Origin of the sequence: Marinobacter suaedae (assembly GCF_030519635.1) — a bacterium.
GTDB classification, from domain to species: Bacteria; Pseudomonadota; Gammaproteobacteria; order Pseudomonadales; family Oleiphilaceae; genus Marinobacter; species Marinobacter suaedae.
The window spans coordinates 366,647-380,359 of record NZ_JAUMIS010000002.1 but is presented as its reverse complement, the minus strand read 5'-3'; the positions used below and the strand labels follow the sequence as shown (position 1 = coordinate 380,359).

Sequence of the window (13,713 nt, the reverse complement as noted above, 5' to 3'; positions counted from 1 at the left end):
GCGACAACCTTATTCGGGAGAAGAAAAGGGGCAGGAAGCCCGCACGAGGCTTGCACTTTCTCGCCTCCCTGTTCTGTTAGTCAGTTCAGGGAGGGGAAGTGCAAGGAAAGTACTCGAACAACTATAAAAAGCTAGGCGAGATCTTCCATGAGTAAAGAAATAACGGCTGGTGGTTCCGAGGAGTCCACCGTATCGAAGTTTGTCCTGATCTCCTTTTTGGTGATTGCGGCATACCTGCTGATGAAGACGTTCACTTCAGTATCACTGGGACTGAACTCTGTACTGGTGAGTGTACTGGTCATGATCGGGCTGAGCCTGATGCGTGTCCATGTGGTTATTTCCCTCATTACCGCCGCTTTGCTGGCCGGTTCCATGAGCGGGTTGTCCATCGAGGACACAATCAACTCCTTCAATAATGGCTTGCAGGGTGGCGCCAAGATTGCCCTGAGCTACGCGCTGCTGGGCGCTTTTGCGGTTGCGATTTCCAAATCTGGCATTCCGCACATGCTGGCTGATAAGGTCGCATCGATGATCAATCGTCAGCATGACGAACGTCAGGTTGGCATGATCAAGTACGGCCTGATCGCAGCACTGATCGCGGCAGCCGTCTCTTCCCAGAACATCGTACCGATTCACATCGCGTTTATTCCGCTGCTGATTCCGCCTCTGCTGTATGTGATGGCTGAGCTGCAGCTGGACCGTCGTCTGGTGGCGTGTGTGCTGGCGTTTGGTCTGGTGAACACCTACATGCTGTTCCCGGTGGGTTTCGGGGCCATCTACCTGAACGACATTCTGCTCGGCAGCATTCAAAAAAGTGGTGTGGAGACTGCTGGCCTGAGCCCGTTCAAGGCGATGATTATTCCCGCGCTGGGCATGCTGGTTGGTCTGCTGATCGCTGTTTTCTTTACCTATCGTGGCAAGCGTACCTACGACAAGGAGCGTATTGCACGCGTTGAAAACAACGACGCCAAATACTCTCCGCGCACCCTGATCATGGCGGTGACTGCTCTGGTTCTGGCGTTTGCCACCCAGCTTTACACCGGCTCCATGATCTTTGGTGGTCTGGTTGGCTTCCTGGTGTTCATGTTGTCCGGCATCCTGAAGTGGGATGAAGACGAAGACGTTTTCACCCAGGGCATGAAGCTGATGGCTATGGTGGGTTTCATCATGATCGCGGCCAGCGGGTTCGCTGAAGTTCTCCGCGAAACCGGTGATATCAACTCGCTGGTTACCGTTGCTGCTCAGGCGGTTGAAGGCAACCGTGCCCTGGCTGCCTTCGCCATGCTGGTGGTTGGCCTGCTGATCACTATGGGTATTGGCTCTTCCTTCTCTACCGTTCCCATTATTGCGGCCATCTTCGTTCCGCTTGCGGATCAGCTTGGGTTCTCCCCGATGGCGATTGTTGCGCTGGTTGGTACAGCCGGTGCGCTCGGTGACGCAGGCTCCCCGGCGTCTGACACCACGCTTGGGCCCACTGCTGGTCTGAACGTTGACGGTCAGCACAACCACATGTGGGATACGGTTGTTCCGACCTTCCTGCACTACAACCTGCCGTTGCTGGTCTTTGGCTGGGCTGCTGCCGTGATTCTGTAATCGGTCGCGTTCGCTAAAGCCAAGAAACTGGCTGAGGCTCCGTCGCTCCTGCCCGGATTTGGGGGAGGAGTGTCGGAGCCTTTTTCGTTTTAGCGGAGGTGGTGCAGATCTTAAATCCGGGGCAGGGGAAGTATCAGATTCGATGTGGCTGGACAATCAGCCCTGGAGGTTGGTGATGGAGCGCAGCTTATAGCGTGATCCTGGGTGGGTCAGGGTGGCAAAGGAGGCCAGTCGGCCGTCCGACCAGGTGCGCCGGGTGACCTGAATGCATGGCGTGTGTCCACTGATGCTCAGCAATTCCTGCTGGCGCTCCGTTGGCAACACCGCTTCAACGACGTGCTCCACGCTCGAAATCGGGCAATTCTTGGACAAATATTCGTTCGGGGTAATCTGCCCGAAGTTCTGATTGATGTAATCCGGAACAAGATCGGCTGATACATAGCGGTCTTCGAGCTGAATGGCGTGATCGTTCTCCAGGTGGACAATCACAGAGTGATACACCTGGGTCCCAATAGGCGAGCCCATCTGCATGGCTACGGTTTCATTGGCAGACGCTTGTTCCAGATGTATAACCTGACAGCTGTAGGTGTGGCCTCTTTGCCGGACTTCGTCCGCAATATTCCGGATCTCACCGAGCGGAGACTCTGCCTTGGCGTCGGTAATAAAGGTTCCGAGGCCGGGGTATCGAACCAGTCGGTTTTCCTGCACCAGATCCCGTATCGCTTTGTTGACCGTCATACGACTCACGCTGAACTGATCGGCAAGCTGATGTTCAGAGGGAATTCGGCTGCCAGGCTCAAATTCCCCCTGTTCAATGCCGTCGAGAATAAAACTTTTGATCTGTTGGTAGCGGGGCTTGGGGGGCAAACTGGAGCTCCAGATGTATGTGGCCAGATGCTTTGATTGTATAGATCATTCATCTCGCCCTCAACGCTGCTTAGCTCATGAAATTCGGTCTAAAAAACCATAGGTACAGTTTGTTCGGTGTAGCACCAGCCGCTTTTCTCGCGAATGTATAGTCAATTAGGAATGTCGATCGTGACCTGCAACCCCCCGCTGGAGGCGGCGCTGAAAGTCAGTTGACCGGCGTAGCGCTCAATGATGTCGCCGACGATCGCCAGCCCCAGGCCGTGGCCTGGCGTTTGCTCGTCAAGGCGCAGCCCGCGCTGCCCCAGATTTCCCAGCTCGCTCTCACCGACGCCCGGGCCGTCATCGGTCACGACGATTCTTGCGGAATGGCTAGTCTGGTTTAGTTGAAGTTCAACGAAGTTTTTTGACCATTTACCGGCGTTATCGAGCAGATTTCCCAAGATTTCATTCAAATCCTGCTCTTCAACGGGCCACCGGGATTCTTCGGTCAACTCGGTGGACAGTTCAAAAGATTTGTCCGGGTACAGGCGCCCCAGCATCCACAATAGATCTCGGGCCTGTTTCATGGGGTAAGCGCTTTTCCCGACCTGGGGGCCGGCAAATCGACTGCGCCGCATTTCCGCTTCCAGTTGTTTGTCGATGTCATCGAGCCGGGTTGCCATCTGGCGTCTCATGTCACTGTCGAGTGAGCGACTTTCATCCTCGAGAACCTGCCGGACGGCGGCGATCGGGGTTTTGACACTGTGGGATAGATTGGCCAGAGCGTCTCTTGACCGTTCAAGGCGCTGATCCAGGGAATCGAGCAGATGGTTGAGTTGCTGAACGAGCGGCTTGAACTCCTCCGGCGACTGCACGTCAATTCTGGAGATTTCGCCTTCCTGGAGGCGTTTCAATGCCAATTTCAGGGACACCATAGGCCGCATGGAGAGTGTGATGCCCATCCAGATGACGCCGACCAATAGCAAGATCAATAGTGCGGAAACGATCGCGGTCCAGGCGTGCAGTTCCGCCTGGCTTCCCTTAAGCGCTCCGAGGTCTTCCGCAACAATCGCAATCACAGGTGTGTCATCGACAATAAAGGAATTGCGGTAGGCGAGAATTTCTTCCGGGGCGTCGGGTGCGCTGTCGTCACGAACCTGAAGCGTTCCATCCTGGCCGGACTGGATCAGGGGCGTGAGCAGTGGGGTCCATGACTCGGGGGAAATGATGGTTTTCTCTGGTGTATGTATCGCAAAGGCATGATGAAAGACGTCTTCAAAATAATCGCCAGTATGAAGGGCCTCGACTCGGCCGCCGGCTTCCCGGATCTGGTGTTCCAGAAAGGCGACTTCGTCCTGCAATCGACTTTCCACGAAATCCCGTGACATTCGATCGAGCAGCAGGCCGTGGATCAGCCACGCGACAGCCATCAGTGCGATGCCGGCAGGCAGCAACACTGCAAGGAGGGTGCCTTTGACGGACGCAGGGCGGTTAATCAGCGTCATTGAACAGATAGCCCTGGCCGCGGCGTGTGGAGATGGTTTCGTTGCCCACGAGTTTTCTCAGACGCCGGATATAGGCTTCGATGATGTTGTCGCTTGGGGTGTCGTTCAGGTTATAGAGCTGTTCCATCAGCTGCTCCTTGGAGAAAACATGGCCGGGCCGGCTCATCAGGCATCGGAGCAAGCGAAACTCTGTGCCGGTCAGGCTGCGCTCAGTTCCGTCATCCAGGGTGAGGCACTGGCGATTTTCGTCCAGTTCGAAACGCCCGGCTTTCAACACCGCATGAATTCTGCCATCGGTTCGGCGAACGATGGCCTGCAGGCGGGCAATCAACTCCTCCGTCTGGAATGGTTTGGCGAGGTAATCGTCTGCGCCTGCCTTCAGGCCATTCACCTTGTCCTGCCAGTCGCCTCTGGCGGTCAGGATAAGTACGGGCCAGCTGACACGGCTGGCTCGCCATTTCCTGAGTACGTCCAGGCCATTTCCGTCAGGTAATCCCAGGTCCAGCACAACCGCTCGGTACTCTTCCTGCTCGCCCAGGAGGCTGGCTTCCCGGGCAGTATGGGTTACATCGATGCTGAATCCGGCCTTTTCAAGCTGGCGAGTCAGCCCGTCAGCTAGTAACCGGTCATCTTCAACGAGTAGTAGGCGCATGGACTTGTTCCTTCTGGAATATTCGCCGCGTACAGTGTTACCGACGAACCTGAATCCAACCTGAACGGGAATTAGTTACGTATTTTCAGAAAGAATTCAGGTTAATGCGCGATGGTATCAACCGATTTCTTGGAATGCCTAGCATCCCGAATGTACTGACTGACGTCTGATTGAAAATTATTCCATAGGAGAAGATCGAATGAATGGATCAAAGGTTTTGGTTCTGGCAGCAGCAATGTCGGTTTCGTCAACGGCATTTTCCGCAGGCACACATGGTGGCAGTCATGATGCAAGTAGTGGCGAACCGGGCAACGCTTCCGAGGCCAGCCGAACCGTCAATGTAGAAATGTTCGACAATTACTATGAGCCGGAGGAAATCGACGTTGAGCCGGGTGAGACTGTTCGGTTTGTTGTAGAGAATAAAGGCAATCTCGTCCACGAATTCAACATTGGCACGCCCGGCATGCATGAGGCTCACCAGGACGAAATGAAGATGATGGTTGAGCATGGCGTTATTCAAGGTGGAAAGTTGAATCGGGCCATGATGGAGATGGACATGGGTGACGGCCACTCCATGAAGCATGATGATCCCAACAGCGTGTTGCTGGAGCCCGGCGAAAGTAAGGAAATCGTCTGGAAGTTTACCGAGCAGTCCAATATCGAGTTTGCCTGCAATGTGCCTGGGCATTACCAGGCCGGCATGTACGGCGACGTAAATTTCACCAGGGGGTTGGCTGAGCAGTAAAACGGCCCGGCCTTAAAGCAGGAGTAGTGGTTCATGAAAACACCTATGGTTGCGGGGCTGCTGGGCCTCTTGATGCCAGCGCTTGGTATGGCTGGCGAATACAACCTGACGGTCGATCGGGTCATGATTGATACCGGCGATTTTGTGAAGGAAGGCATCGGCTACAACGGGGCGTCACCCGGGCCGGTATTGCGCTTCAAGGAAGGCGAAACCGTCACTATCAATGTGACCAATAATCTGGACGAAATGACGTCCATCCACTGGCATGGGCTGATATTGCCTTTCCAGCAGGACGGTGTGCCCGGAATCAGTTTTCCAGGTATCCAGCCGGGTGAAACCTTCACCTACGAGTTTCCTGTTCAGCAGGCAGGAACCTACTGGTTTCACAGCCACTCCGGTTTCCAGGAGCCTGATGGAGCCTATGGTGCTATCGTGATCGAGCCGGAAAAGCGTGAGCCCTTCCGCTACAACCGGGAATACGTGGTTCAGCTGACTGATAAACACCCGCATTCCGGTGATCGCATCATGCGAAATCTGAAAATGATGCCGGACTATTACAACCGTCAGCAGCAAACTGTCGGTGAATTTTTCTCGGATTCATCGGAGCACGGCTTCATGGACACCCTCAAGGACCGGATGGCCTGGGGTGATATGCGCATGATGAAGGCGGACGTCGAGGATGTTCAGGGCTTTACTGGCCTGATCAATGGTAAAGGGCCAGAGCAGAACTGGACCGGCATCTTCGAACCCGGTGAGCGCATCCGGCTTCGTTTCATCAACTCATCCGCTATGACCTACTTCGATATCCGCATTCCCGGTCTGGAAATGACGGTGGTGCAGGCGGATGGCAATAACGTTCAGCCGGTAACAGTTGATGAATTCCGTATCGGCGTCGCTGAGACCTATGACGTGATCGTTCGGCCCCGGGATGAAAAGGCCTACACGATTTTTGCTGAATCGATGGGGCGTTCAGGCTATGCCCGGGCCACCCTGGCACCGGAAGAAGGGATGGAAGCCGAGGTGCCCGAGATGCGGGAAGCGTCCCGTCTGACCATGGCCGACATGGGTGGCATGCACGGTATGGATCATGGCGACATGGACCACGGTGATATGGATATGGGTGAATCCGACGATATGGCTGGCATGGATCACTCTTCTATGGAAGGCATGGATCACAGCGCCATGGCCATGGGTGACTCCAGTGATCCGTTCTATGCCGCAGGTAGTGGACTGATGCCGGTGGCGGCGAATGGTGGCAAGTTCCTGTCCTACGCTGACCTGAAGGCCCAGGATCCGTTGTACGAACTCCGTGAACCTACCCGGGAAATTGAACTCCGCCTGACCGGCAACATGGAGCGCTACAGCTGGAGCATTAACGGTGTTAAATACGAAGATGCTGATCCTATCCGTCTCAAATATGGCGAGCGGGTTCGTTTCAAATTCGTGAATGAAACCATGATGACACACCCCATGCACCTGCACGGCATGTGGTCGATTCTGGACGTGGGAGCGGGGCAGTGGAACCCGATCAAGCACACGGTGAGTGTTCAGCCGGGAACGACGGTCTACATGGAGACCGAAGTGGATGAGCCGGGGCAGTGGGCTTTCCATTGTCACCTGTCCTACCACGCAGCTGCAGGGATGTTCCGTAAGGTGATTGTTGAGGGAGGCCCGGATTCAACGAAGGCGAACCAGGATATCGCGGCCAACGCAGGAGGTGATGCATGAGTTATATCCGGTCTCTTGTGTCGGCAGGCGTACTGGGCTCACTGCTGGCGCCGGCCGCTGTCGCGGCGGAAGAGATGATGGTCGACACCACGGATCGCAAAAAACCTCTGACGCTGTGGGGCGTGCAGTTCGAAGAGCTCGAATATCGCTACAGCGATGACGATGAGGAACTAGGCGTCTGGAGTGGCGACTTCTTTTACGGCACGGACGAGTTCAAGCTCCGGTGGCTGACGAAAGGAGAGTACTCCATCGAGGAAAAGGCCTACGAAACGCTTGAAAACCAGCTGGTGGGGCAGATTCCAGTCTCAACCTTCTTCGACGCCAAGGCAGGGGTTCGCTTTGATACGCCGGAAGGGCCGAACCGCACCTATGGGGTTTTGGGTGTGACGGGCCTGGCGCCACAGTGGTTTGAAATTGATGCCAATTTCTACGTGAGTGACGAAGGCGATACCTCAGCGGAGCTCGACGCCGAGTATGAGTTGCTGTTGACCAACTATTGGATTCTGGCCGCTGCTTTCGATGCAACGGTCGCCTTCAGTGAGGACGAGGAAATTGGTGTCGGAAAAGGGCTCGTTTCTACCGAAACGGGGCTCAGGCTGAGCTATGACCTCTTGGATCGCTCCCTATCCCCGTACGTTGGTGTGGTTCATGAGCGCAAGTACGGTGATACCGCCGACCTGGCCAGAGCCGAAGGTGGTAGCACCGAAGACTGGTTTGCGGTCGTCGGTGCGCGAATCGCGTTCTGACTCTGAATTTCTGGCGAGTCATGGCATGTTGCCTGGCTCGTCAGCCCTTTCCTAAATATGTTTTCTTGGTTGCCGTGCTGGCATGTCATGCGGACTGGATGGCGTAATTTGGGCCAGCTCGCTGCTCGCGGCCAGTATGGCTACCAACTCCGCCTGCCGACAGGTATTGGTCTTTCGAAATACCGATTTAAGGTGTGATTTAACGGTTTCCTTTGTGCGATAAGTCTTAGAGGCGATGTCCGATAGGGTGCCACCGTTAGCAAGCATTGCCGCCACCTTTGCCTCACAGGGCGTCAGGTTAAAAACCGTCTCGAGGATATCTGGATCAATGCGAGGTCTGATAGACCAATCATACAGGCCTACAATGGCTCCTGCCTTATGATCGTGGTCGCCTTCGGAAGGCTCAATCCTCGAAGTGAGCAGTGGGGAAATAGTAACTGTTATGGTGCGGTCTATGTCCGGCACGGACAATATGGTGTCGGGCATCTCGCGGCCTTCGGCGGAGGCGCGGATGGCATTCGAGAGCGAGACCATTACTGATCTTGCCAACGCTCCGGAACTGAATGAAACCAGACCCTGGTTATTTATTTCAATATTGGCGGTGTTGGCAATTATGGTGCCTGCATGGGCGTTTCTAAAAACAACCCGAAAGCTTGCATCAACTATCAATATTCCGCGATTTAGATCCTGTAAGACTGCCCGTTCGGCAGGTGGGGCGGTGTCGACCAGGCTGGATAGTTTGGTGTACAGGCGCGCAGCGCGACTCATGTGAGGCAGAAAAACGTTGAACTCGGCCAATTCCTCCTTTTGAAATGAGGGGCGATTGCTCGATCTTTGCATCGCGAAAAAGACGACGTAACTTTTATCACGGTAAACAATAGCGCCCGCTGCGTCATGCGCATGGAGAAGACCCATAAATTCTCCTATGGGCGTTTGGGACCGAATTGCATCTACGTTTTCGATATCCAAATTGCTTGCGACAAAACTTGGATTTCCTTCCTCATCGGCTTCCAGGGCCGCCTTCAATAGCGGATCCGAATCCGCTATGTGTTCCGCATAAAATTTAAGGGCCTCGTCCGCTATGTTGACGGCCCACGCACCCACGACAGAGCCGGTGCTAAGGTCATATATGCCAAAGCACGCGCTGTCACCATTAAAAACGCGAGTAAATCTATGAATGAAGGGGAAAAAACCCTTTGAGTGACTGATGGCATCGTAAATAAGGCCCACCAGGTCGTGATAATCGGGCGAGTAATTAAATGGAGCGGCTTCATTGGACAAAACGGCTTCTCCTTGCTGGAAAAACGGATCCATCCTGAAAAGGCAAACTTGGGACGGGGTGTCTTCAGGCTACAGTGTTTTGTAAGCCTGAAAGTTACATGGGACCGCAAGACTGCCGCTTAACAATGCCATATGCCGATGTTGAAGAAAACAGGGAAGGGTGCGGCGCCCTATATCTATTTTTCACATCAGCAACATTAACATGCCCATCCGACATGATATTCCCCCCGTACGGGGGATTCTGAAATCCGGCGCGTTGCTGGATGATTATGGAACGAATGGAGATGTCTTCGAGATTCCATAAGAACAGAAAAAAGAAGACCGTGATGATGATAAATAGAACTCACTCAGGAGCGTTACTGGCTGCCAGCGCATTGTTTGTCAGTGCAAATGCCGCCGCGATTACCGTAACAGCAACCTCAAATGGAGAGGAGCTGGGTAATGCTATCGCAGGATCTGGAATAGCCATTGATGCCGGTAGTATTTCGTACATCGGCGCGTCCGGGCAGGCCGGCTTGTTTTTTGGTGGCTTGGCGTCGGGGCTCGGCATTGAAAGCGGCATTTTGCTTACCACCGGACAGGCCGCATTGGCTGAAGGCCCCAATATAAGTGGCTCAGCAGGTCTTTCGCTGGGGACTCCTGGTGACGGTGATCTGGCGGCATTGGCAGGCGGAATAGCTAATGACGCTAATGTATTGGCGTTTGATTTTTCATCAGATGGTGGCGACCTCTTGTTCAGCTATGTATTTGGCTCGGAAGAGTACAACGACTATGTGGGCAGCACGTTCAATGATGTTTTTGGTTTCTTTATAAATGGCGTTAACGTTGCGACGATTGGTGGCGATCCCATTTCAATTAACACCGTTAATTGCGGGAATCCATTTGGTAGCGCTGATAATCATTGCGCGTTGGTTAAAAACAATCCGGGTACATTTGACGTTGAGTACAATGCATTCACTGGTGTCTTAACCGCATCGATTGTGGGACTAAGTGCCGGCACCCATAAAATGAAGCTGGCGATTGCGGATATAGGGGACGCAGTTTGGGATTCCGGCGTGTTTATCCAGGCTGGATCGGTTAAGCGTCCCTCGACGACTGTCCCTGAGCCTGCAACGCTGGTTCTGCTTGGCCTGGGTCTCGCTGCACTTGGATTTAGGCGCAGGTCCAGAACCTAAAAACGTAAAGTGGCTCGATGTAGCTCGATCTGGTTGAGGTGAGACCTGGACGTTTGGCGGCGCGAAATTGAGGGACTGGCATAAAGGTTCAGGGATTTCGTGTTCCTTCAGAGTCTCAGTAGTATGTGGTTTAACTGTCTTTGTTTTTGGTTGGCTCGCCGGTGCGGCGCGGGCTTGCTGATTCCCCTGGTTACAAATGCCTACAATGTCCCGGCTGCTTTCCGCGTCTTTCTTTCTCCGATTTTGTTAATGTTTTCAGTGGTCTTGCGAAGCAAGGTTAATTCGGATAAAGGAATGTACAGGGAAAATAATGATTAAAAAGCAGTCTGTAATCGCGCTAGGAGCGGCAGTCACTCTTTCTGGTTGTGCCGCGATGTACCCACAGTCCCGTGACGCCTACATTGATGAAGTTGCCAATTATGATGGCATGTTCAAGTCTTTGGCGCTCATCGAGTCGACGTCGGTAGCAACGCCGTTTGAAGATGCCGTGGCGAATCTTGAATCCCAAGTCGGCAGCTGCATTTCGACGGATCTGGAAGAAGTTAGGGTCGGCGCCCATTTCACCGCCGGTTCTACAACGCTGGAACGCAATAACGTGCAGTTCAACAAAGTAAGCGACGAACGCGCGGAGCTGACATTGCAGCAGTTCAATAACGCATACTGGGGGCAGCCCGACGGCGGAGTCTATATCCTGGCGGCCAATATCACCCGAGATGACGAGGAGCAGACGCGGATCGATGTCTATACCGGGACCAATTACCGGCCGGTATACGATGCAATCCAGCAGTGGGCAAGCGGGAGCGAAGCCTGCCATGGAATTGGCGGCAAAGATTGATTGGCCGATACGCAATCGGATGTTGCGCGAGGCAGAAATCATGTGATTTGAAAAGGGGCAGCTGATGGCCAAGCCATTTACCTTAAGTGTGGCTGGCCTGATGGCAAACCCGCTGGAAGCGCCTATAATGCTGGTAACTCGGCAGATTAGGCGCTTCCTAAATGGGAAAGAAATCTTTCCAGAAACGACTTCCTAGAATTCCCCTTCCTCACGAAGGTATCCAGGTTAATGGGTGCCGAAATCCGACCTGTGAAAACTTTTTGACGCTCAGTCCGATCAAAAATTTTGATGGACCCGAAGAGGACCTTCCGGAGGCGTACAGACGTGGAGGAGGCTCCTATCGAATTTCAGGAACTGGTAAAGGTACGGCCTCTCTGATTTGTGGCATTTGTTCGGAGAGAAAACAGCAAGGCAAAGATATGACGGTTGTTTCAAGCTCTTTGAAAAGCAATCGCGCTGTTCATGAAGAGCTCTCCCGAATATCCAAGCACTTAGACCCGAACCCACTGCTCTGCCCAAATCCAGCTTGTGATAGCAACATAGGGAAAAAGCCAAAATCCGTCAAGAAAAATGGCAAAACATCCGCTGGCAATCAACGTTACCAGTGCCTTCATTGCGGGAAGAGTTTCGCAGAAAAACCCAAGGCCAGGCGTCACCACGACAAACCACACCTGAATAAAACTCTGTTCAAGCTGCTCGTTAATAAGGAGCCTATAAATCGGATTGCAGAGGTTTTGGATATCTCTGAAAAAACTGTGTACGACAAAATTCGATTCATCCATCGAAAATGCCTTGAATTCGCTGCTAGCAGAGAAAAGAAACTGGAGAAAATCGGCTTTGAGAGGATGTATCTCTCAACGGATCGTCAGGTCTTGATGACGAACTGGGTTCGCCGTGATGACAAACGAAATAGTGATCTTTATGGAATCGCTACGGCTTGTTTGAACACAGGCTACGTCTTTGCGTTTAACTTCAACTATGACGGCGCTGTAGACGCTTATGAGGCCGAGCAGCAGGCTATCGATAACGGTGATTATGAGATAGCAAAGCACCACAGAGCGCACGCTAGAATTTGGTTAAGCCGGGAATTTGATGATGCAGTGAAGAGCCGCCCCTCAAGAGACAAGCTGCCTGTGCCTGGAAGCTTGAGGGATGAGATTAAAATCAAAACGATGATCGACCAACGGTTCAATACCGCAGAGGCTTCCGAAAACATCGATGCCACCAAGCAGCTCCCCCTTCGAGGGGCTCTGGTACACAACGAGTACACGATGCTAGCTCACTTTTTCTTGTTGAAGCGTTTCTTCGCCAGCACCGGTAAAACCCGCTTTTTCCTTGATTTGGATAGCGGAATGAAGTCCGCGTATATCTCCGCATTCAGAGAAGAGATCGCAGAGGGGCGTTCAGATGGTTTTCTTGTTCGAACGTCAAAGAATAAAACCAATGATGAGAAAGAAAAACTTGTGGCCGCGTTCCGAAAAAGGGTTTCGGTTTTAACAGGCATTCCGGCCCCTGTGCTGACCTTTCAAGATCTCAAAGAGGTCACGAACAAGATCATTGCTGAACGACTCAAGAAGCCCATTAAGATCAAGAATTCTCCTGAATCCTGGATAGAACACCCGTGGGTTTCAAAAGCAGAGCCCGAGAAAATGGTTGCGCCTCTTACCGACCTTTCAAAATACGAAATCATGCACCAGGCAAACCTATACCGGATGGTGACGCTGGCACCGGTCGACCATTTTTTCATGAATATTAGAAGGATGTCGATGTACTTCGAACGACCATTTCAGTCAGGCACAGGGATGGGGCGGATATGGCATGGTTACTCAGCCTACAATCCCGAGATGTACACCATCATTGGTGACATCTTCAGGGTTCACTACAACTACTGCACTCGCAAGAACAGGAAGGTGACGCCGGCTATGAAACTCGGCTTGGCGAAAGGACCGGTGACAGAGGAGAAAATCCTCTACTACAAAAATTATTGATAGAAGCTGTTCCCAGTTCTCAAACTACTTCGCTACCAGCGCCGAAATACGAGCATGCCAAGCTATCTGACGATATTCAGAAGGTTTCTGCGCAAGAGCAAACGGCTGGTCGCCGGTGTCAGCATATCGACCAGGCCGGTTACACCAGAGTGCCATTCGTCCGTTTTTTGGACAGTCCCTCTGTTACCCCACCTTCCTCGACAAAAGCGGACATCCGTTTTGGCCTTAGGCGAATGATATTACCTGAGACGGCACTATACTCCGGTTATGACTTCGATTCTCTCCACCTTGGGTACTCCTTTGCACTAGGTCTATGCCTAGGCCTTTGCTTCTACCAAGGTGTCCGGTTTAAATGGGGGCTACTACACCAGCCTACAATAATCGCGATTTTGAGAAAGGACCTTTACACTGAGTTCGTAGAGGATTTTCGGAAAAATGTATCTCTGTACGCTTGTCAGCCCTAGATCGCTATCTAATCGAAGCAAAGGTGCTCAGGCCAGTGGCTGCCTGCCACCCTCGGGTCAGTGTGGGGACGTGGCCAGATATCAGCGTATTGTGAAGATATTTGACCTCAAACCAAGAGGTCAGGAAACAAAGTGGATGCAGTCATTTCTAG

11 protein-coding genes are annotated in these 13,713 nt (G+C 52.9%); 7 read left to right on the top strand and 4 right to left on the bottom strand.

All coding sequences use genetic code 11. The features are described from left to right. Window positions 1–270: 270 nt before the first annotated feature. On the top strand, window positions 271–1,593 hold the full coding sequence (locus tag QVZ43_RS10590) for a Na+/H+ antiporter family protein (RefSeq protein WP_223793732.1): 1,323 nt from the start codon (window positions 271–273) through the stop codon (window positions 1,591–1,593). A gap of 156 nt (window positions 1,594–1,749) precedes the next feature. Here QVZ43_RS10590 and hutC read toward each other — a convergent pair whose 3' ends face one another. The 3 genes from hutC to QVZ43_RS10575 form a co-directional block, all read right to left on the bottom strand. Next, window positions 1,750–2,460, bottom strand: coding sequence for a histidine utilization repressor (hutC, locus tag QVZ43_RS10585; protein WP_302909912.1), 711 nt, complete (start codon window positions 2,458–2,460; stop codon window positions 1,750–1,752). Window positions 2,461–2,612: 152 nt separating this feature from the next. Continuing rightward, on the bottom strand, window positions 2,613–3,947 hold the full coding sequence (locus tag QVZ43_RS10580) for an ATP-binding protein (protein ID WP_223793585.1): 1,335 nt from the start codon (window positions 3,945–3,947) through the stop codon (window positions 2,613–2,615). Beyond that, window positions 3,934–4,599: a response regulator transcription factor gene (locus tag QVZ43_RS10575; RefSeq protein WP_223793586.1), complete on the bottom strand. Its 666-nt coding sequence runs from the start codon at window positions 4,597–4,599 to the stop codon at window positions 3,934–3,936. Before QVZ43_RS10575 ends, QVZ43_RS10580 begins: the two co-directional genes overlap by 14 nt. Window positions 4,600–4,798: 199 nt before the next feature. Here QVZ43_RS10575 and QVZ43_RS10570 point away from each other — a divergent pair, with 199 nt between their 5' ends. Genes QVZ43_RS10570 through QVZ43_RS10560 form a run of 3 tightly spaced genes read left to right on the top strand, consistent with a single transcriptional unit; the run spans window position 4,799 to window position 7,818 of the window. Further along, complete coding sequence (locus tag QVZ43_RS10570) at window positions 4,799–5,344, top strand: cupredoxin domain-containing protein (protein WP_302909911.1); 546 nt, start codon at window positions 4,799–4,801, stop codon at window positions 5,342–5,344. A gap of 33 nt (window positions 5,345–5,377) precedes the next feature. Further along, window positions 5,378–7,072: a copper resistance system multicopper oxidase gene (locus tag QVZ43_RS10565; protein ID WP_302909910.1), complete on the top strand. Its 1,695-nt coding sequence runs from the start codon at window positions 5,378–5,380 to the stop codon at window positions 7,070–7,072. After that, on the top strand, window positions 7,069–7,818 hold the full coding sequence (locus QVZ43_RS10560; RefSeq protein WP_302909909.1) for a copper resistance protein B: 750 nt from the start codon (window positions 7,069–7,071) through the stop codon (window positions 7,816–7,818). Before QVZ43_RS10565 ends, QVZ43_RS10560 begins: the two co-directional genes overlap by 4 nt. A gap of 51 nt (window positions 7,819–7,869) precedes the next feature. Here the strand turns inward: QVZ43_RS10560 and QVZ43_RS10555 are convergent, their stop codons facing one another. Further along, window positions 7,870–9,099 carry a helix-turn-helix transcriptional regulator gene (locus QVZ43_RS10555; protein WP_302909908.1) on the bottom strand — a complete coding sequence of 410 codons (1,230 nt, stop codon included), beginning with the start codon at window positions 9,097–9,099 and terminating at the stop codon, window positions 7,870–7,872. Window positions 9,100–9,425: 326 nt separating this feature from the next. Here QVZ43_RS10555 and QVZ43_RS10550 point away from each other — a divergent pair, with 326 nt between their 5' ends. From QVZ43_RS10550 to QVZ43_RS10540, 3 genes are all read left to right on the top strand, one after another. Next, a complete protein-coding gene (locus QVZ43_RS10550) occupies window positions 9,426–10,274 on the top strand; it encodes a choice-of-anchor L domain-containing protein (RefSeq protein ID WP_420890926.1) in 849 nt (282 codons plus the stop codon). A 310-nt stretch (window positions 10,275–10,584) separates the two neighbouring features. Beyond that, window positions 10,585–11,109 carry a hypothetical protein gene (locus QVZ43_RS10545; RefSeq protein ID WP_302909906.1) on the top strand — a complete coding sequence of 175 codons (525 nt, stop codon included), beginning with the start codon at window positions 10,585–10,587 and terminating at the stop codon, window positions 11,107–11,109. Between the two features lie 161 nt (window positions 11,110–11,270). Next, entirely contained in the window at window positions 11,271–13,097 is a 1,827-nt protein-coding gene (locus QVZ43_RS10540) for an IS1/IS1595 family N-terminal zinc-binding domain-containing protein (protein ID WP_302909905.1), read from the top strand. Window positions 13,098–13,713 lie beyond the last annotated feature (616 nt).

What these genes read in the sequence shown, in the direction of transcription:
- QVZ43_RS10575 (WP_223793586.1), bottom strand. Translation starts at nt 4,599, where the DNA reads ATGCGCCTACTACTCGTTGAAGATGACCGGTTACTAGCTGACGGGCTG.
- QVZ43_RS10545 (WP_302909906.1), top strand. Translation starts at nt 10,585, where the DNA reads ATGATTAAAAAGCAGTCTGTAATCGCGCTAGGAGCGGCAGTCACTCTT.
- QVZ43_RS10580 (WP_223793585.1), bottom strand. Translation starts at nt 3,947, where the DNA reads ATGACGCTGATTAACCGCCCTGCGTCCGTCAAAGGCACCCTCCTTGCA.
- QVZ43_RS10550 (WP_420890926.1), top strand. Translation starts at nt 9,426, where the DNA reads ATGATGATAAATAGAACTCACTCAGGAGCGTTACTGGCTGCCAGCGCA.
- QVZ43_RS10565 (WP_302909910.1), top strand. Translation starts at nt 5,378, where the DNA reads ATGAAAACACCTATGGTTGCGGGGCTGCTGGGCCTCTTGATGCCAGCG.
- QVZ43_RS10540 (WP_302909905.1), top strand. Translation starts at nt 11,271, where the DNA reads ATGGGAAAGAAATCTTTCCAGAAACGACTTCCTAGAATTCCCCTTCCT.
- QVZ43_RS10560 (WP_302909909.1), top strand. Translation starts at nt 7,069, where the DNA reads ATGAGTTATATCCGGTCTCTTGTGTCGGCAGGCGTACTGGGCTCACTG.
- QVZ43_RS10570 (WP_302909911.1), top strand. Translation starts at nt 4,799, where the DNA reads ATGAATGGATCAAAGGTTTTGGTTCTGGCAGCAGCAATGTCGGTTTCG.